Origin of the sequence: Caminicella sporogenes DSM 14501 (genome assembly GCF_900142285.1) — a bacterium.
GTDB classification, from domain to species: domain Bacteria; phylum Bacillota; class Clostridia; order Peptostreptococcales; family Caminicellaceae; genus Caminicella; species Caminicella sporogenes.
The window spans coordinates 55,350-80,870 of record NZ_FRAJ01000009.1 but is presented as its reverse complement, the minus strand read 5'-3'; the positions used below and the strand labels follow the sequence as shown (position 1 = coordinate 80,870).

General features: G+C 30.9%; 27 protein-coding genes. 1 reads left to right on the top strand and 26 read right to left on the bottom strand.

From position 1 onward, the window contains the following. Positions 1–24: 24 nt before the first annotated feature. The 26 genes from atpG to glpX form a co-directional block, all read right to left on the bottom strand. Positions 25–882 carry an ATP synthase F1 subunit gamma gene (atpG, locus tag BUA90_RS06395; protein WP_072966765.1) on the bottom strand — a complete coding sequence of 286 codons (858 nt, stop codon included), beginning with the start codon at positions 880–882 and terminating at the stop codon, positions 25–27. Positions 883–955: 73 nt separating this feature from the next. Then, positions 956–2,482: a F0F1 ATP synthase subunit alpha gene (gene atpA / locus BUA90_RS06390; RefSeq protein ID WP_072966763.1), complete on the bottom strand. Its 1,527-nt coding sequence runs from the start codon at positions 2,480–2,482 to the stop codon at positions 956–958. Between the two features lie 165 nt (positions 2,483–2,647). Next, positions 2,648–3,190 carry a F0F1 ATP synthase subunit delta gene (locus tag BUA90_RS06385; RefSeq protein ID WP_072966761.1) on the bottom strand — a complete coding sequence of 181 codons (543 nt, stop codon included), beginning with the start codon at positions 3,188–3,190 and terminating at the stop codon, positions 2,648–2,650. After that, positions 3,178–3,687: a F0F1 ATP synthase subunit B gene (atpF, locus tag BUA90_RS06380; RefSeq protein WP_072966759.1), complete on the bottom strand. Its 510-nt coding sequence runs from the start codon at positions 3,685–3,687 to the stop codon at positions 3,178–3,180. The genes BUA90_RS06385 and atpF overlap by 13 nt, the downstream gene beginning before the upstream one ends. Positions 3,688–3,749: 62 nt before the next feature. Further along, positions 3,750–4,019 carry an ATP synthase F0 subunit C gene (gene atpE / locus BUA90_RS06375; RefSeq protein WP_072966757.1) on the bottom strand — a complete coding sequence of 90 codons (270 nt, stop codon included), beginning with the start codon at positions 4,017–4,019 and terminating at the stop codon, positions 3,750–3,752. A 121-nt stretch (positions 4,020–4,140) separates the two neighbouring features. Then, complete coding sequence (atpE, locus tag BUA90_RS06370; RefSeq protein WP_242945056.1) at positions 4,141–4,704, bottom strand: ATP synthase F0 subunit C; 564 nt, start codon at positions 4,702–4,704, stop codon at positions 4,141–4,143. An 18-nt stretch (positions 4,705–4,722) separates the two neighbouring features. Next, complete coding sequence (atpB, locus tag BUA90_RS06365) at positions 4,723–5,421, bottom strand: F0F1 ATP synthase subunit A (RefSeq protein ID WP_072966754.1); 699 nt, start codon at positions 5,419–5,421, stop codon at positions 4,723–4,725. Continuing rightward, a complete protein-coding gene (locus tag BUA90_RS06360) occupies positions 5,421–5,828 on the bottom strand; it encodes an ATP synthase subunit I (protein WP_072966752.1) in 408 nt (135 codons plus the stop codon). Before BUA90_RS06360 ends, atpB begins: the two co-directional genes overlap by 1 nt. A 5-nt stretch (positions 5,829–5,833) precedes the next feature. Beyond that, positions 5,834–6,055 (bottom strand): AtpZ/AtpI family protein, encoded by a 222-nt coding sequence (locus BUA90_RS06355; protein WP_094756769.1) that lies wholly within the window; start codon positions 6,053–6,055, stop codon positions 5,834–5,836. A 551-nt stretch (positions 6,056–6,606) separates the two neighbouring features. Then, positions 6,607–7,743 (bottom strand): non-hydrolyzing UDP-N-acetylglucosamine 2-epimerase, encoded by a 1,137-nt coding sequence (gene wecB / locus BUA90_RS06350; RefSeq protein ID WP_072966748.1) that lies wholly within the window; start codon positions 7,741–7,743, stop codon positions 6,607–6,609. 128 nt (positions 7,744–7,871) lie between these two features. Then, the gene (locus BUA90_RS06345) at positions 7,872–8,906 is read right to left on the bottom strand and encodes a glycosyltransferase family 4 protein (RefSeq protein ID WP_094756768.1); all 1,035 of its coding nucleotides are present in this window, start codon (positions 8,904–8,906) and stop codon (positions 7,872–7,874) included. A 128-nt stretch (positions 8,907–9,034) separates the two neighbouring features. Then, a complete protein-coding gene (locus BUA90_RS06340; RefSeq protein WP_072966746.1) occupies positions 9,035–9,475 on the bottom strand; it encodes a deoxycytidylate deaminase in 441 nt (146 codons plus the stop codon). Positions 9,476–9,836: 361 nt separating this feature from the next. Next, positions 9,837–11,042 (bottom strand): iron-containing alcohol dehydrogenase, encoded by a 1,206-nt coding sequence (locus BUA90_RS06335; RefSeq protein ID WP_072966744.1) that lies wholly within the window; start codon positions 11,040–11,042, stop codon positions 9,837–9,839. 323 nt (positions 11,043–11,365) lie between these two features. After that, the gene (gene upp, locus BUA90_RS06330) at positions 11,366–11,995 is read right to left on the bottom strand and encodes a uracil phosphoribosyltransferase (protein WP_072966742.1); all 630 of its coding nucleotides are present in this window, start codon (positions 11,993–11,995) and stop codon (positions 11,366–11,368) included. Between the two features lie 19 nt (positions 11,996–12,014). Further along, positions 12,015–12,464, bottom strand: a complete 450-nt coding sequence (gene rpiB / locus BUA90_RS06325; RefSeq protein WP_072966740.1) for a ribose 5-phosphate isomerase B — start codon at positions 12,462–12,464, stop codon at positions 12,015–12,017. A gap of 166 nt (positions 12,465–12,630) precedes the next feature. Continuing rightward, entirely contained in the window at positions 12,631–13,104 is a 474-nt protein-coding gene (locus tag BUA90_RS06320; RefSeq protein ID WP_072966738.1) for a low molecular weight protein arginine phosphatase, read from the bottom strand. Between the two features lie 98 nt (positions 13,105–13,202). Next, positions 13,203–14,258: an L-threonylcarbamoyladenylate synthase gene (locus BUA90_RS06315; RefSeq protein ID WP_072966735.1), complete on the bottom strand. Its 1,056-nt coding sequence runs from the start codon at positions 14,256–14,258 to the stop codon at positions 13,203–13,205. Between the two features lie 199 nt (positions 14,259–14,457). Further along, positions 14,458–15,111 (bottom strand): ZIP family metal transporter, encoded by a 654-nt coding sequence (locus BUA90_RS06310; protein WP_242945055.1) that lies wholly within the window; start codon positions 15,109–15,111, stop codon positions 14,458–14,460. Between the two features lie 271 nt (positions 15,112–15,382). Then, positions 15,383–16,540, bottom strand: a complete 1,158-nt coding sequence (locus BUA90_RS06305) for a cation:proton antiporter (protein WP_094756767.1) — start codon at positions 16,538–16,540, stop codon at positions 15,383–15,385. Between the two features lie 312 nt (positions 16,541–16,852). Further along, positions 16,853–17,920: a peptide chain release factor 1 gene (gene prfA, locus BUA90_RS06300; protein WP_072966731.1), complete on the bottom strand. Its 1,068-nt coding sequence runs from the start codon at positions 17,918–17,920 to the stop codon at positions 16,853–16,855. 117 nt (positions 17,921–18,037) lie between these two features. Then, a complete protein-coding gene (gene prmC / locus BUA90_RS06295; RefSeq protein WP_072966729.1) occupies positions 18,038–18,901 on the bottom strand; it encodes a peptide chain release factor N(5)-glutamine methyltransferase in 864 nt (287 codons plus the stop codon). Then, positions 18,895–19,818 carry a DUF1385 domain-containing protein gene (locus BUA90_RS06290; RefSeq protein ID WP_072966851.1) on the bottom strand — a complete coding sequence of 308 codons (924 nt, stop codon included), beginning with the start codon at positions 19,816–19,818 and terminating at the stop codon, positions 18,895–18,897. Before BUA90_RS06290 ends, prmC begins: the two co-directional genes overlap by 7 nt. 63 nt (positions 19,819–19,881) lie before the next feature. Continuing rightward, complete coding sequence (locus BUA90_RS06285; RefSeq protein WP_072966727.1) at positions 19,882–20,463, bottom strand: thymidine kinase; 582 nt, start codon at positions 20,461–20,463, stop codon at positions 19,882–19,884. A gap of 213 nt (positions 20,464–20,676) precedes the next feature. Next, entirely contained in the window at positions 20,677–20,877 is a 201-nt protein-coding gene (gene rpmE, locus BUA90_RS06280) for a 50S ribosomal protein L31 (RefSeq protein WP_072966725.1), read from the bottom strand. Positions 20,878–20,988: 111 nt separating this feature from the next. Beyond that, on the bottom strand, positions 20,989–22,323 hold the full coding sequence (gene rho, locus BUA90_RS06275; protein WP_072966723.1) for a transcription termination factor Rho: 1,335 nt from the start codon (positions 22,321–22,323) through the stop codon (positions 20,989–20,991). A 137-nt stretch (positions 22,324–22,460) separates the two neighbouring features. After that, entirely contained in the window at positions 22,461–23,429 is a 969-nt protein-coding gene (gene glpX, locus BUA90_RS06270; RefSeq protein WP_072966721.1) for a class II fructose-bisphosphatase, read from the bottom strand. 316 nt (positions 23,430–23,745) lie between these two features. Between glpX and BUA90_RS06265 the strand changes: the two genes are divergently transcribed. Next, a complete protein-coding gene (locus tag BUA90_RS06265; RefSeq protein WP_072966719.1) occupies positions 23,746–25,470 on the top strand; it encodes a stalk domain-containing protein in 1,725 nt (574 codons plus the stop codon). Positions 25,471–25,521: the final 51 nt, after the last annotated feature.

Here is a 25,521-nt window from a genome sequence, read left to right as displayed (position 1 = left end):
GCAACCTAATACCTGTTACCTAGTTTACTTCAGTGCTTCTGCACCACCAACAATTTCTGAAATCTCTTGAGTAATAGCTGCTTGACGAGCTTGGTTAAATGAAAGTGTCAAGTTATCTATCATTTCCTCAGCATTATCCGTAGCATTTTCCATAGCTATTCTTCTAGCTGCTTGTTCTGATGCCGCTGATTCAACCATAGCTCCATAAACAGTACTTTCAATATATTTTGGAACTAAATAATCAAGTACTGCTTCAGGAGAAGGTTCATAAGAGACAAACTTAAACTCTACCTTTTCATCTTCATCTTTCTTATCAACAGGCAAAAGTCTTAGTATCTGAGCCTCTTGTGAAATAGTACTTATAAACTTTGTATAGATAATTTTAACTTCGTCTACTTTTTCCTCTTTATATAGAGTTAAAGCTTCTTTAGCAATTATTCTAGCATGTTTATATTCAGGCTTTTCTGATATATGAACAAACTCACGTACTACTTTATAATCTCTCTTTTTAAAATAATCCCTTGCTTTTTGTCCTATCGCAATAATCACAGCATCTTCTTTACTTTTAATATCTTCCACAGCTTTTTTAATAGCATTTATATTATATCCACCACAAAGTCCTCTATCAGCAGTAATAATTATATATAAGCTCTTTTTTACTTCACGCTCGTTTAGATATTCATGTTTTAAATCTTTTGAATTTTTAAGTATATCTTGAACTGTATTTTTTACAGTTTCAAAATAAGGCTGTGTTATTTCAAGTCTATCTCTAGTTCTTTTAAGTTTAGCAGTAGAAACAAGCTCCATAGCCTTAGTTATCTGCTTCGTACTATTTACACTTCGAATCTTACGCTTTATATCACGCATACCCATTCCTGCCATAGCGGTTTCACCTCCCGAACAATACCGGTGCTTTTAGCACTCGGCAAAGGTGCTTCTCTAAATACTACTATAATTATTTCTCTAACTTAATTTTTGATTTAAATATCTTGTTAAATTCTTCTATAGCTGCTTTTAATTTGTTTTCTGTATCTTCTTCAAGATTTCCTGTTTCTTTAATTGTCTTTCCTATTTCTGGATGATTGTTTCTCATAAACTCTAAAAATTCCGCTTCATATTTTTTAATATCTTCCACTTCAATTTCTCTTAAATATCTATTTACAGCTGCATAAATAATCATAACTTGGTCTTCTACCCTCATAGGAGTATATTGTGGCTGCTTTAATATTTCCATAAGTCTTTGTCCTTGAGCAAGTCTTTCTCTAGTATCTTTGTCAAGTTCTGAACCAAACTGTGCAAAAGCAGCAAGTTCTCTGTACTGTGCTAGTTCTAACTTAATCTTACCAGCAACTTTTTTCATAGCCTTAATTTGCGCATCTCCACCAACACGTGATACTGATATACCAGCATTAACTGCAGGTCTTTGTCCTGCAAAGAACAATTCTGACTCTAAGTATATCTGTCCATCAGTAATAGATATAACATTTGTAGGTATATACGCTGATACGTCACCAGCTTGTGTTTCTATAATAGGAAGAGCTGTTAATGAACCTCCACCCAACTTATCATTAAGTTTTGCAGCTCTTTCAAGCAATCTACTATGTAGATAGAATACATCTCCAGGATATGCTTCACGTCCAGGTGGACGGCGAAGTAATAGTGACATAGCACGATAAGCTACGGCATGTTTAGATAAATCATCATATATAATGAGTACATGCTTTCCTTGATACATTAATTCTTCTCCCATTGCACAACCTGCATAAGGAGCAATATATTGAAGTGGAGCTGGTTCACTAGCTGAAGCTGATACTACTATAGTATAATCCATAGCTCCAAATTTCTGTAAAGTATCAACTATTTGAGCTACTGTTGATTTCTTTTGTCCTATAGCAACATATATACAAATCACATCTTCATCTTTTTGATTTATTATAGTATCTATGGCAACAGCAGTTTTACCTGTCTGTCTATCACCTATAATAAGCTCTCTTTGTCCTCTTCCTATAGGAATCATAGAATCAATAGCCTTAATTCCTGTTTGAAGAGGTTCATGTACAGATTTTCTGTCTACAACTCCAGGTGCATCTGACTCTATAGGTCTAAATTTTTCAGCTTTTATAGGACCTTTACCGTCTATAGGCTGTCCTAGAGAGTTTACAACACGACCAATAAGAGCTTCTCCTACTGGAACTTCAACTATTCTATTTGTACGCTTAACTATATCGCCTTCTTTAATATTTTCATCAGAACCTAGCAAAACTGCACCAACATTATCTTCTTCTAAGTTAAGAACCATGCCATAAACTTCTCCTGGAAATTCTAAAAGCTCTCCAGCCATACATTTTTCAAGGCCATGGATTCTCGCTATACCATCACCAACCTGAATAATTGTACCAACATCTTCAACTTCAAGTTTATTTTCATATCTTTTAATCTGCGCTTTTATCACAGAACTTATTTCTTCAGGTCTAAGATTCATGGTCTACTCACCCCTAACATTTGTATATAAAACTTGTAAAATCTCATTACATTTCAAATCTACACATTAATAACTTAATGACTAACGGCAATAAATTCCTTATTTTAATATTAACTCTGTCAGCTAAGTTATTAGTCTGAGTAAAATTTATATCTTAAAATATATTTAAACAACTATCTGTGCCAAGTTTTCCTTTAATTCCTCAAGTCTGCCTTTGATTGTTCCATCAATAACTTTATCACCAAGCTTTACTAATACACCACCAATAACATTTTTATCAATTTCATTAGTAAGCTTTATACTTTTGCCAGTTAATTCAGATAATTTTTCTTCAAGATTATTCTTTTCTTCTTCAGTTAAAGGAATAGCTGTTACAGCAACAGCTTTTATTATTCCCTTATATTCATTGACCATCTTTTCATATTCATTTTTAATTTGTTCTATATAATAAGCCCTCTTTTTATCTAATATTATCTTTAAAAAGTTATTCATTTCTTGACTTAATTTATCGCCAAAAACTTCTGAAACTACTTTCTTCTTTTCATCAACTTTTAATAACGGACTTTTAAATAAACTATAAAATTCAGGATACATCTTAAAAGTATCTACTATAAACTTTAACTCTTCTAAAAAAAGGTCTATTTTATTTTCTTCAAGTGCCACCTCAAATAAGGCTTCTGAATAAGTTTTAGATACTAATTTTGCCATCTTGTTTCGCCTACCTTATCTATAAACTCTTTAACAAGAGTTTTATGACTATTTTCGTCTAAATCTTTTTCTATAACTTTTGAAGCGGCAAGCATAGCAATAGAAGTAATTTCATCTTTAAGAGAGTTTATAGCCTTTTCTTTTTCACGCTCAATCTCTATTCTAGCTCTTTCTTTTATTTCATCTGCTTCTTTTTGAGCAGTCTTTATAATTTCATTAGCTCTTTCTTCTGCTCTCTTTGAAGCATCTTTGATTATTTGTCTTCCTTCTTCTTCTGCACCTCTAATTTTAGTTAAATACTCTTCTTTCTTTTCATCAGCTTCTTTATTTTTTAAAGCAGCTTCTTCTAATGACTTTTTAATACCTTCTTGTCTACTTGCCATAAATTCTGTAACTGGTTTAAATAAAAGTTTCTTTAGAATTAGATATAGTATAAAAGTATTTATAATCTGAAAGACAAATGTCCAGTCAAGTTGAACTAATCCAGCTCTTAGCATCTAATCCCCTCCTCCTAACTTCGAAAATCCGAAAATTTGGAGATGGCAAAATCCATCTCCTACTAACCTAATAACTTTACAAGTGGGTTAGCAAATAATAGGATTAGAGCTATAATTAGACCGTAGATACCAGTTGTTTCTGCAACTGCAGCACCAAGAAGCATTGTTCTTACTATATCACCTTGAGCTTCAGGTTGTCTTCCAACACCTTCTGCACCCTTACCAGCTGCATATCCCTGTCCTATACCAGGTCCTATACCTGCTATCATTGCTAAACCTGCACCTATCGCTGAACAAGCTAATACTAATGCTTTACCTGTAATTGGTTCCATTATAAATTCCTCCTTTAATTTTCAAAAATAATTTGTTTTTTGTTTAAAATACATTTTTTATCACTAAATTAAGTAATTTACTTTTTAAATTTATAACTCTCAATCTATTTTTTACCACAAGCTATAATAATTTAATCAATGGATTTGCAAACATTAACACTAACGCAATAATAAGTGCATATATACCTGTTGTCTGTGCAACTGCCTGTCCTAAAAACATGGCTCTTACTATATTCGGCTGATACTTAGGTCTTCTTCCTACTGCTTCAGTACCTTTTCCTGCTGCATAACCTTGTCCTACTCCCGGACCTATACCAGCTATCATTGAAAAACCTGCTCCAATAGCTGATGCAGCTACTACTATGGCAGCACCCTTTGCATTTACAAGAGGATTACCAAAAAGTAATATCAAAGCAACAACTAATGCAAGAATACCTGAAGTTTCTGCAACTGCTGCTCCTAAAAGCATTACCATTGTAGTTTGTTTACCACTTTCAGGATTAAGTCCAACTGCTTCAGCTCCCTTACCTGCTGCATAACCTTGTCCTACTCCCGGACCTATACCAGCTATCATCGCAAGACCTGCTCCAATAGCTGATGCAGCAAGTACTAAAGCTTTTTTGTCAAAAGTCATCAACCACTGAAGAAATTTAATAATAAAATTGGTTGACTCCAAAAGTTTCACCCCCATCCTATGTATGGGCTAATCCATGGCCATTGCTACAAATACCATGGTCAGCATTGTAAATATAAAAGACTGCAGTATTCCTGCAAATAAATCAAAGTAAATATGAAGTGGTGCTGGTATACCAGCTTGGAATATAGGAACCATTATTCCAAGTTTTGCACTTAGTGCTCCCAATGCACCATATAATAAGTTCATTATGATAAAACCACCAACTATATTACCAAATAGACGAAATCCTAAAGAAATTGGAGTTGCTAATTCTCCAATTACATTAAGAGGTAATAATAAAGGGAATGGCTCTAAAAATCCCTTCAAATATCCTCCTATACCCTTTGACTTTATACCACTTAAATGAATCATAAAAAAGGTAATAGTCGCAAGCCCAAGGGTAGTATTTACATCGGCTGTAGGTGGTCTCAGCCCAAATAAGCCTGCTATATTGGCTATAGCTAAAAATATTAATATTGTTCCCATATATGGGGCAAAAGACATTTTATTCTCACCCATAGTCTGTCTTGTTAAGTTATATACTGCTTCAACTAATACTTCAACAAAATTCTGAAATTTTTTAGGAACTTTATCAAAATGTCTTGTTGCAAAATATGAAAATAATGCAAGTAGTCCCATTATGAACCAGGTAACTGTAACTGTTTCTGTAACAGCAATATTAGTTCCTGGTATGGTAAATACGACTCTAGGACCAAAGCCTTCCATTAGTCCGCCTCCTTTCTTTTCAAAATGTTTTTAAAATACTGCTTATCATTAAATAAGTTTGTTGAAATAATTACAAACTTTACTAAAAACAACCCTATAATAGTACCTAATACATTTATATAATCAGCCTTCAATGAAACATATATAACTACACCAGTTATTATGTACCTAACAAAATATTTCGATGCAGCATAAGCTTGAGCTCTACTTGGAGGCATTGTAACAGCTCTTTCTAATGTCTTACCTAATTCAATAAAATTCAGCGAACTTATTGCACTTCCAAAAATAAGACCTAATATCCAAGGCATTGATTTATCAAATATCAAAAATGACAAAACTATAAGAATTAAATCTATAATAAAAACTAACTTAATAGTTCTTATCTGCAAATCTCGGGTTGCACCCAACTACTTCACTTCCTTTTATTCATTTTCATTGTAATTTTATACAAACTTGTAAATGATGATAATACACCTATAATCACAAATATAAATAAAAATACATTTCCAGTCCCAAATTTGTCATCTAAAAATTTTCCTATTACAACTCCTCCAAATATAGGAGTAACCATCATTATACCTATGTAAGTTAAAAATGCCAGATTTTCATACATTCTAAATTTATTATTACCCATAATTTATATTATCTCCCAAAAATCATTTCATATAAAATTTTATAATATTTAAAATAATTATACAAGTCTTATATAAGCTGTTATTAGTTCCCAGCTTTCTGCTCTCTGCTCTCAGCTTAAGGTCTTTTAATTCTTAATTTTTAATTTTTAATTCCTAATTTTTAATTATTTGCTTATTTGCTCTGAATATATATTAATTCGACATAAATTTTTATTTCCCTCTTAAATAAAAATTTATTAAAAATCTAAAAATATTATACCCATTATATTTGTATTATAGCATACATATGCTTTGTTAATGAATTATCATAAAAAATTTTTTCAAAAAAATTTTCTGCTTTATGAATAATAAATAAAAAAATAGTCCATATTAAAATTAAAAGGAAAGAGTTTACTGCAAAAATATGCTTTTGGTCCCCCTTTACATATAATTTGCAGGCTTACTCTTTCCTTTTTTTAGTTATCAGTTTTCGGTTATCAGTTCCCAGCTCTCAGCTTATAGAGTCAACCCTTTAAGGTCTTTATAACTCTTAACTTTTAACTCTTAACTCCTAATTTCTCTCCCCAAAATATTCCCTTATTGCTTTAACTATTCTTTCTGACGCTTTTCCATCACCATACGGATTTATTGCATTTGCCATTTTGTCATATTCATCTTTATTATTAATAAGTTCATCTGTTAACTTAAAAATATTTTCCCTTTCTACCCCAGCTATTTTAACTGTACCAGCCTTTACTGCTTCCGGTCTTTCTGTTTCTGTCCTCAAAACCAATACTGGTTTCCCTAGTGAAGGGGCTTCTTCTTGAATTCCACCTGAATCAGTCAACACTATATCACATTTGTTCATCAAATTTGCAAAAGGTTCGTAATCTAAAGGCTCTATAAGATGTACTCTATTTAATCCATCTAATATCGAATATGCTATTTCCCTAACTTTAGGATTCAAATGAACTGGAAAGATTACTTCTACATTTTTATTTTTTTCTACTACATCTTTAACTGCACAAAATATATTTTCCATAGGTTTACCTAAGTTTTCTCTTCTGTGAGATGTAAGTAAAATCACCTTTTTATTTTTATAATCTATTTCATTTAAAATATCTATATCAAATTTATAATTATCATCTACTACACTAAGTAGTGCATCTATAACTGTATTTCCAGTAATAATAATATTTTCTTCTCTTACTCCTTCTCTTAAAAGATTATTTTTATTTCCTTCAGTAGGTGCAAAGTGAAGATGACTAAGCCTACCTGTAAGGCTTCTATTCACTTCTTCTGGATAAGGTGAATACATATTCCCACTTCTAAGCCCTGCTTCAACATGTCCTACTTTTGTCTTATTATAAAAAGCAGCTAAAGCACCTACAAAAGTAGTTGTAGTATCTCCATGTACTAAAACCATATGCGGCTGTACTTCTCTTATGACTTTTTCAAGTCCTTTTAAAGCTCTACAAGTAATTTCACTAAGTGTTTGTCCGGGCTTCATTATATTCAAATCATATTGCGGTCTTATATCAAATAAATTTAAAACTTGATCCAGCATTTCTCTATGTTGAGCTGTAACACAAACTATAGATTCTATTCCATCAGTTTCTTCTAACTTTTTTACTACCGGAGCCATTTTGATAGCTTCAGGTCTTGTACCAAATATAGACATAATTTTTAATTTGCTGTTATTAATCATCAATTTCATTCCTTTCCTTTTTTAGTTCCAAACTTTTATTAGTTATCAGCGAGCTTGCAGATTACGGATAAAATGTTTAAATTTTACATTCATAAAAATAGACAGAAGAAAAATTCTTCTGCCCAATTTTAATTTCTCTTACCATTCCAAGTCTGATTTATTGGAACTACCACAGCTATAGCAGTTATAGCCAGTATTATAATACTATCCATATATCTGCGATTTAATAAAAACGCCGCACTCAGTCCTAACATAGAGCTTATTAAATAAAGAATTAAAACTGCCCTTCTTTGACAAAGTCCTATTGAAAGTAATCTGTGGTGTAAATGCCCTTTATCCGCTTCCATTATAGGTCTGCCATTATAAACTCTGCGAAGAATTGCAAATGCAGTATCAAATATAGGTAATCCAAGTGCTAAAATTGGAACTACTATCGCCAATGTAGTTGCTCCTTTTATACTTCCATTTATAGATATTGCAGCTAATATAAATCCTAGGAATAAAGAACCGGTATCTCCCATAAATATTTTAGCAGGATTAAAATTATATGGTAAAAAACCAATACATGCTCCTGCCACAATTAATGTAAGTATAGCAGTTTCACCTGCATTTGGTATAATCGACTGATTAACATAAGCTATATATGCCAAAGTTATAGCTACTATGGAAGAAATACCTGCAGCTAGTCCATCTAAACCGTCTATAAGATTAACAGTATTTGTAATACCAACAATCCAAAAAATTGTTATTGGAATACTTAAAATTTTCAAATCTATTACTTTTCCTGATTTAAAAAAGTTAGATATAAAATCTATTTTTACTCCAAATTTTACCAAAACTAAAGCAGATATTATTTGTAAAGTTAACTTTACTTTCGGCGGTAACGGATTTAAATCGTCTATAATCCCAGTAATTATTATTATAGAAGCACCTATTATCATTCCAGCTATGGCTCTATCAACTTCTAAAAAAATCAGTACACTAATCAAAAATCCCAAATATATAGCAAGACCTCCTAATCGTGGAATAGGAGTTTTATGTATCCTTCTATCATCTTTAGGTATATCTATAGCTCCCAATTTATAAGCTAATTTTTTTACTAAAGGAGTTGTAACCAAACTAACCATAGCTGCTACAATCATAGGTAAAATATACTTTGTCACATTAAACACTCCTTAAAATTTAACAATTCACCAAATATTAAATAAAAATTTATACAAACTATCCTGCTAATTAATTTTATATCAAATTTATCATAAAGTAAAATAATAATTTTATTTGTAATAAAAAATTAATCAATTTTTATAAGCTCTACACCAGCTTCATCAAGAATTTTTAATGCCAATTCATCAGGATAATTTCCCTTATAGTATATCTTCTTTATACCAGCATTTATAGCCATCTTTGCACACAATACACAAGGCTGAAGAGTTACATATAAAGTACTACCTTTTACACTTACACCGTGATATGCTGCTTGAACTATAGCGTTTTGTTCAGCATGAGTACCTCTACACAATTCTGCTCTTTGCCCTGAAGGTATATTATAAAGTTCTCTTAAACACCCAGCATCTATACAATGCACTGTTCCAGTAGGCGAACCATTATATCCAGTAGCTAATATTCTCTTATCCTTAACGATAACTGCTCCTACTTTTCTTCTTAAACATGTAGACCTGCTTTTAACAGTCTCTGCCATCTCCATAAAATAATGATTCCAATCAGGACGCATTTTTATACCACCTCATCAAAAATTTCAAGTTCCAAATTGCAAATAAACTTTTTAAAAAAACTACTATCACAACATATGCTCAATCTAACTAATCCTATTATTACCTTCTACATTCTTATTCATAAATCCTCTAAAATATATCAAATTAGGACCTGCAATATTACCAATTTTAAAAAACTATTTACTACCTCTACTGTTATTAAGTCACAAATTTCATATTACATGTTACGAGTTTTAGTGTCAATCTTTCAATGTCTTTTAAAAATTCTAACTTTTTAATTCTTGTAAAAATTGTTTGAATTTCTTAACAATAAAACAAGGATGCCACAGTCATATGGCATCCCCACTGATTTACTAAACTTTATAAAGATTCTCTATAAATTTTTTCTACCAATTCTTTTGTCGCTGGTACAGGAGAACAATTCAATAATAAGTCCAAACTAGGAGTTTCAAAAGTTAATTCAACTAATCTATCTATATCTTCTTCTTTAAATCCTATATCTGATAGTGTTTCACTTACTCCAACAGATTTTAACCAATCTCTTACACCTTTTGCTGCTTCTTCAGCCTCTTCACCTTTGCCTTTTAAACCCGGTACTATAGGCGATAATACATCTGCTAATATTTCAGGCTTTGCTGGATAAATATTTCTTATCACTGAAGGTAACAGTATTGCTAATCCTAATCCATGAGCTAAATCAGGCTTTATCGCACTTAATGGATGTTCTAGAGCATGAGTTAAATGAAGCATTCCATTATCAAAACAAATACCTGCAATTGTAGAAGCATATGTTAAATAATATCTTGCTTCCAAATCTTTTCCATTTTCCAATGCTACTGGTAAATATTTAGCCATCAATCTTACAGTTTCCTTTGCAAGCATTACAGAATATGGAGTTGTCACATTAGTAGTACAGGCTTCTACAACATGATTTATAGCATCTATTGCAGTATATGCAGTTTGAAATTTCGGTAGAGAAAGCATTAACTGAGGATCATCTATAGAATACATCGGATAACTAAAATCATAAGCTATTGCTGGTTTGTATTCTTTTCCACCTTCTAAGACACTTACAACTGCAAATCTATCTGCTTCAGTTCCTGTTCCATGAGTTGTATTAATTGCTATTACTGGAAGAGATTTTTTCGCTATAAATCTATATTCATATAAATCAGCAGTAGTATAATCAGGATATAATGTCATAATTGCAACAGACTTTGCTGTATCAATTGGACTACCCCCACCAATACCAATTACTGCTTTAGCACCTAATTCTCTTGCCATTTTTGTTGCTTCATCCACTTGTGTACTCATTGGATTTGGAGTTACCTTGTTATATAAAACAAATTCAATATCATTTTCTTTTAATGCTTTTTCTACATGTTCCCATGCTCCACATTTAATATACGATGATTTTCCTGTTACTATAGCCACCTTATCTATATCTTTTTCCTTTAATTCCTTTGCTATGTCAAATATTTTTTTAATTGCTCCTGCACCTAAAAAAATAGTAGTTTTCCCCCTAATTTCTCTAACTTCATTAATAGGCATATTTTTTTCCCACATACCTCAAACAACACTCCTTTTTTTGTTAAAATTTTGTCATGCATTTTTATTATATAAACGTTTTCAAAAAGTGTCAATATCTATTTTTTGAATTTTTTGTCATATAAAAAGTACCAAGTTTTACATTGCAAGTTTTAGGATAATTCTTTAAATCCTTAAAAAAATTTAACTTTTTAATTCTTTTAACTGTTTTTTACAACTCTTAATCCTCAACTAATTCTTAATTCTATTTTTAATTAATTACTAATGAGTTGTTTAAGTGCATAATCGACAAAAATCCACATTGTCTATAATATGACAATGTGGATTTTCTACTAATTGATTTATTTAGTTCCAAATAATCTATCTCCTGCATCTCCAAGTCCCGGTACTATATATGCATGATCATTTAATCTCTCATCAACTGCTGCTGCATATATATCTACATCTGGATGTTCTCTATGCACTGCTTCAACACCTTCTGGAGCTGCAATTAAACATACAAACTTTATATTTGTTGCTCCTCTATCCTTAATAAATTTTATAGCTGCTTTTGCTGAACCACCTGTAGCAAGCATTGGGTCAACAACTATGAGTTCTCTTTCTTCTATATCTGTAGGCAACTTGCAGTAATATTCTACAGGTTCTAATGTTTCCGGATCTCTATATAAACCTATATGTCCTACTTTTGCTGCTGGAAGAAGATTTAAAAATCCGTCTACCATTCCAAGACCAGCTCTTAATATAGGCACAATACCTAATTTTCTTCCTGCTAAAACTTTTGCCTTCGTTTTACAAACAGGAGTTTCTATTTCAATTTCTTCTAAAGGAAGATTTCTCGTTACTTCATATGCCATAAGCATAGAAACTTCTCTTACTAATTCCTTGAATTCTTTAGTGCCCGTATTCTTATCTCTTATTAAACTCAATTTATGTTGTATAAGCGGGTGGTCCATAACAAAAACATTCTTCATGAAAACAACTCCTCTCCTATTATTTGCTGTATTTTGCTTCTATTTCTTTAATTTTATTTACTCTCCTTTCATGCCTTCCGCCTTCAAATTCTGCCTCAAGCCAAACATCTACTATTTTTAAAGCTAATCCCTTTCCTACAACTCTCTCACCTAAAGCCAGTATATTGGCATCATTATGAAGTCTTGACATTTCTGCTGAGAAAGTATCAGATACCACCGCACATCTTATTCCCGGCACTTTATTTGCTGATATTGATATACCAATACCCGTACCACAGCAAACTATTCCTCTATCAAATTCGCCTGATTTTACTGCCTGTGCAACTTTTTCACCAAATTCGGGATAGTCAACAGACTCAGTACTATTTGTACCAAAATCTTTATATTCTATTCCCTTTTCTTCAAGATGCTTTTTTATAGCTTCTTTTAAATTATATCCTCCATGATCACTTCCTATTGCTATCTTCAACTACACACACCTCCTTAAATCATAACTAACAAAATTCCTTTCTGAAGCATAAACCTATAATAAATTCTACATATTTCTCTAAATTCCTCTATATATTTTAATTTATTAAAAAATTTTTATAAGTTGTTTAAATTAAATTTCCTTGTAGAAAATTTTTTATTATTTATTATTCATTTCCATCTTCAATTATTTTGTTTAATGCTTTTTTTAGAGCTTCTTCTATTTCATCTGCACACTTTCTATATACTTCTATGTCTTGTCCAAATGGATCAGATATGTCAAACCCTGTAGCATCTTCTACAAACTCTTTTAACGTATAAACTTTTTCTTTCACTTCAGGCAGTGCATTTAATATCTGCTCTTTATGATTTCTTGTCATAGTAAGTATCAAATCAGATTCTTCTACAAGTTCTTTCGTTAAAGGAGTAGAAATATGCCCCTCAAGGTCTATATTTCTCTCCTTCATTACCTCTATAGCATTTTTAGAAGCTTTTTGTCCTGGAATAGCAAAAGTACCAGCTGATAAAACTTTTATATCTTTAGCTTTTTCTCCTAAATCATAAATCATACTTTTAAATAAAGCTTCAGCCATACTACTCCTACATGTATTACCAGTACATACAAATAAAATAGTCTTCATATATCACACACACCTCCTCTGAATTAGTTCTCAGCTCTCGGCTCTCGACTCTCGTAACTAATTCACCTATTCATTATTCATTATTAATTATTATTTACCTATGCATGTATAACATTATATCCTGCTGCTTTCATAAGTCTATTCATTATAGCTTGTCCAATACCTACTTCTTCAAATGTTTCTGCTAATACTATATCTACCCTTTTTTCATCAAATTCTCTCAAAACTTTAAACAAATTAGCTGCTACAGTTTTAAGGTCTTTTCTACTTCCAAGAGAAATTATATTTTCTCCAAAATACTTATCCTTTGTTTCTTCTGTTGCCATAACTCCAACTTTATATCCTTCACATTCCTTTTCTTTCTTCACTTTATTTATAACTTTTACAACTTCCTCTATTCTTCCATCTACTAATATTACTTCAGCATTTGGTGAATAATGAGTATATTTCATACCCGGTGATTTAGGTACTAAATTACTTTCCACCTTACTCAATATAGCTGGGTCTGTTTCTACTTTTCCTATAACTTCTTGTAAATCTTCTTTAGTTATACCACCCGGTCGCAATATCATTGGAACATTTGAAGTCAAATCTAAAACTGTAGATTCTACTCCTACCTCAGTATCTCCACCACAAACTATTGCATCTACCCTTCCCATTAAATCATGAGTAACATGTTTTTCTTTTGTCGGACTAGGCTTTCCTGATAGATTTGCACTAGGTGCTGCAACTGGAACTCCTGAAAGCTTTATTAATTTTCTAGCTATAGGATGAGATGGCAATCTAATAGCTACTGTATCAAGTCCACCTGTTACAATTTTAGGTACAATATCTGATTTTTTAAATATAAGAGTAATTGGTCCCGGCCAAAATTTCTCCATTACTATCTGTGCTTTTTCTGAAATCTCAAGAACTAACTCATTTATATCCTCAAGTTTAGAAACATGAACTATAAGTGGATTATCAGAAGGTCTTCCCTTTGCTTTGAAAATCTTTTTTACAGCTTCCTCACAAAGTGCATTTGCACCCAGTCCATATACAGTTTCTGTTGGAAAAGCAACTGTTCCACCATTTTTTAAAATATCTGCAGCTATTTTCAATTTTTCCATATCTATATTGTCAGGATCAATATTTATAAATTTTGTATTTATCATTTGTAACCATTCCTTTACATCAATTTAATTGTATATTTTTCCACTTATTCATTATTACTTATTATCTATAATCTGTTACCTATCTTTTTTATTATACACAATTACTGTCTTCTAGTTAATATGTTAGTTCCAAGTTGCAAATCCTATGTTTCAAGTTTTCATGTCGATTTTTTAAATCTTTAAAAAAAATACTCTTTTTTTACAAATGAAAATCAAAAGTAATAAATAATCCCAAAATAAATCCCACAATCAAACCTAATGATGATATTTTTTTAAAAGATAATTCATTCGACTTTGGTATAAGTTCTCCACATGTTATGTAAAGCATAGTCCCACCTGCAAAAGCCAGACAAAAAGCAACGAAAACTTCAGAAATATCTCCTAGTACAGCTCCAATAAACGCACCTAATCCCATTGGCAGCCCTACCAACATAGTATAAAATAAAGACCTAATTCCCGACATGCCGCTAACCTTCATAGGAACAGCCATAGATATTCCTTCAGGTATATTATGTAGTGCTATCACTATTGATATTCCTATTCCAAGTTCTTTTGTCAACATAAATCCCGAACCTATTGCTAATCCCTCTGGAAAATTATGCAGTGCAATTCCAAAACCAATTAATACACTCATCTTTAAAAATCCTTTATTTTCTTTTATTTTACAATGACTAAAAATTTTTTCATCAACAAATACTACTAATAAAACTCCAAATAATATTCCAATTATAATCAGAAAAAAACTTCCTCTTTCAAAAGCCTTTGGAAGCAAATCAAAACACACAATTGTAAGCATAATACCTGCCGAAAAACCTAAAATAAAACTAAGTAATTTATCTCCGGGTTTTTTCAATATTACAGCAAATACTCCGCCTATTCCCGTACCTAAAACTCCAACAAAAAATCCTATTAATGTTATTTCGGTTATATTATTAATTCAAAACACCCCCAAAACAGTTAAGAATTAAAAGTTAAGAGTTATAAAACACCAAAGGGTTGGCCCTATAAGCCAAGAGTGAAAACCAACCTGTAACTTGAAAGTTTTATAAAATTATATGAGTATAAAATACTATATATGCTATAATTTATGGCATAAAAAAAGGACAAGAAACTGTCCTCTAAGCTTAACTTTCTACCGTTTGATTGCTATCTTTAAATGACCATTTTAATAATGGTGGTGTTATAAGCGTAGTCATTAACACCATAAAGATAACTGCCGCCATCTCCTTTTTAGTAATAACTCCCATAGCAACTCCTAAATTAGCAATAATAATTGCAACTTCTGCTCTTGGAATCATTCCTATCCCTATTTGTATCGCTTCACGTCTTACAAAACCAGAAAATCTTGCACCAAGTCCACATCCAATTACCTTTCCAAGTGCTCCAAGTACAACTAAAATAAGTCCCACACCCAATGCTTTAAATGCAGATATTAAATCTACTCCTAATCCTATTCCTATAAAAAATACTGGCGTAAACATCGCAGCTGATATTCTATGAATTTCATGGGTCAATTTACGGTTAAATGATGTCATAGAAAATACTACTCCACAAAAATATGCTCCTGTAATCGCTGCAACTCCTAATTCTTCAGATAAAAACGCAAATATAAAACAAGATACTATAGCATATGTCACTATTTTATCTTCTAGATGAATTTTTTCTGAAAATCTACAAAGCACTTTAATTATCAAAAAACCTACTACTATTGTCACTATAAAAAATGCCAATATTTTTCCTACAACAATAAACAAGCTATTTTCTGCTCCCGGCTTTATCATTCCTGTTACAATTGTCAAAAGTACTATACCTACTATATCATCAATAATAGCTGCCCCTAATATACCTATTCCTTGTTTAGTTCTAAGATGTCCCAATTCTCTAAGTGTTTGAACTGATATGCTGACACTAGTCGCTGTTGAAATAACTCCCATAAAAATACTTAATAATAAATCCTTAGTAATAAAATACATTCCGCCAGCAACTAATAACAATGGAGTAATCACTCCACCTAATGCTATTAAAGAAGAAGATTTGCCAGATGCTTTAAGTTCATTGACATCTGTTTCAAGTCCTGCTATAAACATTAGAAAAATAACTCCTATTTCTGCTATGTGTTCAATTGTCTCCGTCTTTTCAATAATTCCTATGCCTAAAATAATACCTGCTAATATCTGCCCTAAAACAGCAGGTTGTTTAAATTTTCGACTTATAACTCCACCAATATTTGCAACTAAAAGAATTAATCCAATATGAAGTAAAAAAATTAACTTTGACTCCATTTTAAAACTCCTTCCAAATTATTATGGTAATTCAAAAGGAGTATATTTAAGTTTCTCCGAAATCACAAACATACATTTTTACACCTTCTTTTTTTCTGAATATATATATATTTCATAATATAATGTATTTTTTAGTATACTCCTATTGTAAATATTTTTCAAGAAATTATTTGTTATACGTTTTAAGCTATTAATTCTTCTTTAAAGGTCATATATTACAAGTTCTTAATTTATTTTTAATTCTTAAAAATTCTTGTTTTTAAACAAAAAAGGACAAAAACCTTATTCGTGGCCTTTGTCCTTTTTTATTTCCTAACTTAACTGTTTTAATTTTTCAGCTTGATCTGTCATTATTAATGCATCTATTACTTCATCTATCTCTCCATCTAAAAATTGATCTAACTTGTATATTGTTAAATTAATTCTATGGTCAGTTACACGACTTTGAGGGAAGTTATAAGTTCTAATTTTTTCACTTCTTTCTCCTGTACCAACTTGACTTTTCCTAGCTTCTGCTATCTCAGCATTCTGTTCAGCCATCATCTTATCATAAAGTCTAGCCTTTAATATCTTAAGTGCTTTTTCTTTATTTTTAAGCTGTGATTTTTCATCTTGACAACTTACAACCATTCCTGTAGGCAAGTGTGTAATCCTTACAGCTGAATCTGTAGTATTAACACTTTGTCCTCCATTACCTGAAGAACGAAATACGTCAATCCTCAAATCATTTGGATTGATTTCAACTTCAACATCATCTACTTCCGGAAGAACTGCAACTGTAGCTGTTGAAGTATGAATTCTTCCTCCAGATTCAGTAGCAGGTATTCTCTGCACTCTATGAACTCCACTTTCATATTTAAGTTTTGAATAAGCACCTTTTCCTTTAATCATAAATATAACTTCTTTTATTCCGCCTACTCCTGTTTCATTAATACTCATCATTTCTACTTTCCAGCCATTTCTTTCTGCATATCTAGTATAAAGTCTTAAAAGCTCTGCAGCAAATAAACCTGCTTCATCTCCTCCAGCACCTGCTCTTATTTCCATAATAACATTCTTTTCATCATTAGGGTCTTTAGGAAGAAGTAATATTTTTAATTCTTGTTTTATAGCTTCTACTTTTTCTTCCAATTCTTCAAGTTCCATCTTTGCCATTTCTCGAAGTTCGCTATCCTTACTTTCAGATAAAATTTCCTTTGCTTCTTCTATACCAGAAATTACTTCTTTATATTCTCTGTACTTATCTACTATAGGCTTTATTGAAGCATGTTCTTTCATATACTTTTGCCAATTTTTCTGATCGCTTATTATCTCTGGGTCTGCAATTTTTTTACTTAAATCTTCATATTTTTCTTCTATAAAATTGAGTTTATCAAACATAAAATCACCTCATCTTTCCCTAATAAATCTATACGTGTCCGTTTCAATTTTCAAATTTAAAACAAACTTTTTTAAATTACATTTATTGAGTTTATCTGAAATCTTATAACTTGTAAATTACAACTGAATATGTGCACTTACTACTCTTTCAATACCTGCTAAATCTTCAGTTATTTCTATATCTTTATAACAGCCATTCTTTCTCATAAATTCTACTACTTTTCCAGCCTGATTGTGTCCAACTTCTAGTGCAATAAAACCATTATATCTTAAATATTTAGGTGCTTTATCTATTATTTTTCTATAAAAATACAGTCCATCTTTGCCACCGTCAAGAGCAAGTCTAGGTTCATATTTTGATACTTCTATTTGAAGTTTTTCAATTTCTTCAGATGGTATATAAGGAGGATTAGAAACTAATATATCAATTTTCCCCTTTATATCAATCTCTTCTAAAGGTTCAAATAAACTTCCCTTTAAAAATTTTATCCTAGAAAGCACCCCATGTCTATCTGCATTTTTTCTTCCTATACTAATAGCTTTTTTAGAAACATCTATAGAATAAACAGTTGAATTTACAAAATATTTTGCCAAACTTACAGTTATTGCTCCACTTCCTGTACCAATATCTAATATATTATATTCTTTTGTATTATCTATATGATTTATTACTTTTTCTACTAATATTTCTGTATCAGGTCTTGGAATAAGTACTCCTTCTTCAACATAAAAATCAAGCCCCATAAATTCTTGATTATTTGTCAAATACTGAACTGGCATCCCTTGAAATCTTTTATCAATAATTTCTTTATATTTTCTATATTCCTCTTCAGTCAACTGTTCTTCTTTATTTACTATAAGATATAGTCTATCTTTATTTAATATTTTTGAAAGTAAAACCTCAGAATCTAAAATCGGAGTAAAAACTTTACCTTTAAGTTTCTCTACTGCTTCATTTAAAGCCTTACTAATTGTTACCATAAATCAGCATCCTCATCTTCAGGTAGTACTTTTTTAAATGCTTCTATAGCAACCTCAAGTTGTTTATCATCTGGTTCACTTGTAGTCAATTTTTGAAGCATAAGTCCCGGATAGCTTATAATAGACACCATTTTAGAATCACTTCTACCTGCCCATCTAATAATTTCATATGATATTCCCGCTACTATAGGCAGTAAGATAATTTTCATAATTATCCTCAAAATGACGTTTTTCCATCCTAAAAAAGAAAATATAAGTATACTCGTTATCATTACTATAAGTAAAAAGCTCGTTCCACATCTTGGATGAAGTGTTGAAAAAATCCTAGCATTTTCTACAGTAACATCTTTGCCGCTTTCATAACAGTGTATAACTTTATGTTCTGCCCCATGATACTGAAATACTCTCTGTATTTCTTTCATTCTAGATATAATTACTATATATGCTATGAACATTGTTATTTTGAGTATACCTTCTAATCCACTAAGGATTATTTGATTAGAAATTTTATTTTTGAAAAAATTTATTACTATTGTGGGTATAAACATAAAAATCAGTATTGCCAAAGCTAAAGACATAGCAACTGACATATACATTGTAATATCTTCTGCTTTATCTCCAAATTTATTTTTAAGCCACTTTTCAAACTTGCTTTCTTCTTCCTCTTTACTACTCTCCTGAAAAAACTCAGCTGAATAAGTTAAAGCTTTTATTCCTATCACCATCGAATTTATCAAAGCTATAACTCCTCTTATAATAGGAATTTTTACAAGTTTTGATTTTTCAATTTTTCCTACGGGTTCTGTTTTTACCACTATTTCTCCATCGGATTTTCTTACTGCCATAGCTATCTCATCAGGACCTTTCATCATTACACCTTCAATTAATGCTTGACCGCCTATACTGGTTTTCTTCACATAATCACCAACTTTCCAAAAAAACATAACCAATACAATTATAACATACATCTTATTTAAAAATCATTCATCCTTTGGAACTTCATGATGTAATCTGCATCTTGCCTCATAACTTTCCGCAGCTCCTACAAGAACTATAGGGTCTGAATATTTAGCTGGTTTTCCATTGATAAGTCTCTGTGTTCTATGAGCAGGACTTCCACATATCATACATATCGCACTTAATTTATCGACAAATTCTGCAACTGCCATCAGTTTAGGTGTAGGTCCAAAAGGTTCACCTCTAAAATCCATATCCAATCCAGCCACAATAACTCTTTTACCTCTGTTTGCCAAATCAGTTGCTACATCTACAATATTATCATCAAAAAACTGCACTTCATCTATACCTACAACATCTACATCTTCTTGTATATAATTATATATATCTTCTGCATTAGATATATTTATAGCTTTTATTTTATTTCCATTATGAGATACAACATCTTTTGCAGAATATCTGTCATCTATTGAATGTTTAAATACAATAACTTTTTGTTTTGCTATCTGTGCTCTTCTTAATCTTCTGATAAGTTCCTCACTCTTACCACTATACATAGGACCAACAACTACTTCTATCCATCCATGATGATTTGGACCGTACATTATTTATATTATCCTCCTCTCAAGGTACATGTTCCATATTGCAAGTTTTCGGGTCAATTCTTTTTAGCTCTCAGCTCTCGGCTCTCGGCAGTCAACCTAAAGTCTTTTTAATTCTTAATTTTTAATTTTTAGTTCTTAATTTTTAATTTTAATCAATAATAAATAAGGTTAGAGAAATTAATCTCTAACCAAATAAATCCCTTAAATTTGAAATTATTTAAGACCATATTTTTTCTTAAATTTCTCTGCTCTACCACCACGTTCTACAGTTTTTTGACTTCCTGTATAGAAAGGATGGCACTCAGAACAAATTTCTACTCTTATCTCATCCCTAGTTGATCTCGTTTCAAACTCATTACCGCAAGCACATCTAACGATAGTCTTATCATATTTTGGATGTATTCCTGACTTCATTACTTTCACCTCTTTCTTAAAAGTTTCTCTCTATATATTAATAATTATTATTTTACCTGTCAACCATTAAATTATAACACAATTATAAAAACGGTTCAAGTTTTTGAAATTTTACAAAATCTTCTTCCTCATTTTCTCTATAAATTCCGCATTAGTCTTTGTTGCCATCAATTGATTTATAATAGCTTCCGTTACCTCTTGTACAGAATTATTGCTCATAGCTCTTCTTATACTCCAAACTGTTTCAAGTTCTCTTTGATTAAGCAACAGTTCTTCTCTTCTAGTTCCTGATTTATTTATATCTACTGCTGGGAAAATTCTCTTTTCAGACAGTTTTCTATCTAGATGGAGCTCCATATTTCCTGTTCCTTTAAATTCTTCAAATATTACATCATCCATTCTGCTTCCTGTTTCTATAAGTGCAGTAGCTAATATAGTTAAGCTTCCACCTTCTTCAACATTTCTTGCAGCTCCAAAAAATCTTTTAGGCTTATGAAGAGCTGCTGGGTCAAGTCCTCCTGATAATGTTCTTCCTGAAGCAGGAATAGTAAGATTATATGCTCTGGCAAGCCTTGTAATACTATCTAAAAGAATAACTACATCTTTTTTCTGTTCAACAAGCCTTTGAGCCCTATTAAGTACCATTTCAGCTACTTTTATATGATGATTTGGCAGTTCATCAAATGTAGAATATATTACCTCTGCATCTATTGAACGCTTCATATCAGTAACTTCTTCTGGTCTTTCATCTATCAGTAATACAATTATTTCAATATCGGGATAATTTTTAGAAATGCTCTTTGCTATATTTTGAAGCAAAATAGTTTTTCCTGCTTTAGGTGGGGCTACTATCAAACCTCTTTGCCCTTTTCCAATAGGTGCTATAAGATCTATAAGCCTCATAGAAAGATCAGATGGGTTATTTTCAAGAGTTAATCTTTCATTTGGATATATAGGGGTGAGATTCTCAAAATTTGGTCTTTTTGCAGCTATTTCAGGGTCATCACCATTTACCTTTTGAACATATAGAAGAGCTCTAAATTTTTCACCACTTTTAGCAGGTCTTGTAATACCTAAAACTTTATCTCCTGTTTTGAGATTAAACTTTCTTATTTGAGAAGGGGATACATAAACATCTAGTTCACTCGACAAGAAATTATGAAATCTTAAAAATCCAAATCCATCTGGCATAATCTCCAGAACCCCTTCTACTACATCTGCTTCATTATTTTTTTCTAATTCACTGTTAATTTTTTCAGGAAGTTCTTCTCTATCAATAATATAATTTATTTTCAAATCTTTTTTTTCTTCTTTATTTTCTTTCCTTTCCAATATCAACTCTATAAGTTCATTTTTCCGATATTTAGAATAATTTTTTATTTCTAGTTCTCTAGCTATTTCTCTAAGTTCTGATAATTTCCTATTTTCTAATTCTACTTGATTCAAACTTGCACCTCCAGTATATAGCTTTCAGCTGTTATCAGTTATCGGCTTTCACTCTCAACAAGGTAACAGGGAACAGGTGACGGGTCACAGATGGCAGTTTATAACTAACACTGTTACCCGCCCATTACCCGTTATATCTATTTTGCATAACTTGGCTTTTTATCTAATTTATGAATAGCTTCAACAAATCTTATTGTTCCTGTTTGAGACCTCATTACCACTGAATGTGTTTTAGCAACATTATGACTTAAATACGTTACTCCCTTTAATAAATATCCATCTGAGACACCTGTAGCTGCAAAATAAGCTTCACTTCCCTTTACTAAATCATCTAGTAAAAATACTTTATCTGTAGGAGCTCCAAGTTTAATGCATCTCTCCATTTCTTCATCACTCATAGGATGAAGTTTGGCCTGCATCTCGCCCCCTAAACATTTTAAAGCTGCAGCAGCAATAACTCCTTCAGGTGCTCCTCCTATACCTATAAGAACATCTACACCGGTATGTTCAAAACAAGTTGCTATTGCTGCAGCAACATCCCCATCTCTAAAAAGTTTAATTCTAGTACCTAACTCCCTACACTCTCTTATAATATCATTATGTCTTTCTCTGTCAAGCATTGTTACAGTTAAATCTGCAATATCTTTATTAAGTGCCTTTGCAATATTAAGTAAATTTTCTTTTACAGGTGCGTTCAAATCTATAACACCTTTAGCCTTAGGTCCAACTGCTAATTTATACATATAAGTATCCGGTGCTTTAAGTAAACATCCTCTAGGTGCCATAGCAATAACAGCAATAGCATTTGGAAGTCCCTTTGCAACAGAATTTGTTCCATCTAAAGGGTCTACTGCTATATCAACTTTTGTCGAATCGAGTCTGCACATACCTATTCTTTCACCTATATAAAGCATAGGTGCTTCATCAAGCTCCCCTTCTCCTATTACAACAATACCATCAATATCCATCGTATCAAACATTTTTCTCATGTTGTCTACTGCAGCTTGATCTGCCAAATTTTTATCACCACGTCCCATATACTTTGCAGCTCCAAGTGCCGCAGCTTCAGTTACTCTCACAAGATTAATTGCCAAATTTCTATCCATTATTTTGCCCCCCTAAAAAATATTTTAAACAAAATGTTAAAAACACTTTGTTATTTACATATTACAAATTGCAAGTTTTTATATTCACAAATTTATATCTCATACTTTTTAATTAAAAACCATAATTATTATATCACTTTCAATAAATATTATAGCACATTATCTCTCATAAGTATTTATAATGTTATATATAATTTTTATATTTTAATTATTACATTTTCATTACGATTATTATACATTTATTTTAAATATTTCATGCTCAATGACTTTTTTATTATTAAATGTGATATATTTAGTATAAGGAGGGAAATGCCTTATGAAGAAAATTCTTATCGTCATTATGATTTTTTCAATAATTTTTTCTCTTTCTTTTAATGAAATTTATGCAAATAAACTCATTCCAGAATCTAAACCTATAAAAGTAAAATTAAATGATAAATTTTTAAAATTCGATGTTCAGCCAATAATTTATAAAAATAGAACTATGGTTCCTATGAGAGCTATTTTTGAATATCTCGGCTGTCTTGTATCATGGCATCAAAAGACACAAACTGTAACTGCTTATAAAGATAATATGTATATAAAACTTCAAATTGGAAAAAACGTAGCTTATAAAAATGGCAAAAGTTTTATTCTTGATGCACAGCCTATAATTAAAAACTCACGAACTTTAGTTCCTTTAAGATTTATAGCTGAAAGTCTCGGTATAATCGTTAATTGGGACGAAGAAAACAGAATTGTTTCTTTAAGTTATGATGACAGTATCAGTAAATTTAAAACAATAGACAATGTACTTTATAAAGCTGTTAAATTTAAAAAATATGGATTAAAATTAATGGTACCAGATTACTTTGAAAATACTCCTGAAAAACCATACAGTTTTAAATATGAAGATAATATACAAATGAATATAGACTTTATTAAACTTGATAAGCCAACTACTCTTGATGATTTCACAGAAAATCACAAAAAATTATTATTAGAAAAATTTAAAGATAAAATTATATTCACAGGTAGAGATAAATTTAAGGTAAACAATCTAAATGTCAATGCAGTCTATTTAAAAAACTCTTCTTATAATCCTGAAATAAATCAAGCAATATATTATGTATATAATTCTAAAATTATCTATTTGATTACTTTTTCATACAAAAACGATGCAAATGACAGCCAACTTCTAGATGTTTTTTATAATATAGTTAATTCTATTAAAATCAGTAATCTTTCAGTTGACCTCGAAGAAGAACACTATATAGAATATGATAACTTCTTTAAATTAGGTATTCACCTTGATACAATGATTTATTCTAATATGGAAGTAAAAAATAAATTTAGATTTAAAGGAACTATTGAAAGTAATGATTTAGATTACCTATTTGTAATAGTTAAGAAAAATAATGATTCTATGGAATTCAAAATTCCTGTAAAAGAAAATAAATTTGATGCTGTTATATATACTCCTTTTGGTTTGGGAAAACATAATATAGATGTTGGAACACCTATAGATAAAAATAATACTTCTGAGTATATCATGCAGTTTAGTGTTATAAATACAAGTAATAAACAAATAAGATACCTCATTCCAAGCCGTTTCGTAGAAAAAAACGATGAAATAATAAAACTTGCAGAAGAAATAACCAAAAATGATATAAATGAATACGATAAAGCTAAATCTATATTCAAATGGATAGCTGAAAATATTACTTATGACATTTATGCTAATACAGAAAAACCAAGAAGTGCAGTAGAAACATTAAGAGATAAAAAAGGAGATTGTGATGAAATTTCTTATTTATATGCAGCTTTACTTAGAGCTTTAGATATTCCTGCTAAACTAGTTAGCGGAAAAATTCAAAAAGATTTTCATGTTTGGAATGAAGTAAAAATTAACGGCAAATGGATTATAGTTGACTGTACTTGGGGCTCAGGATATATATCAGACAACAAAACTTATATTAAAAAATTAAACTTAAATTACTTTAATCCAAACAGAAAAGAATATGAAAGTAAATTTACAAATATTGAATATTTACCATACTAAAATCAGAAAACTTAAATAGTTTCTTGAACATAAAAAATACTAGGTATGCAA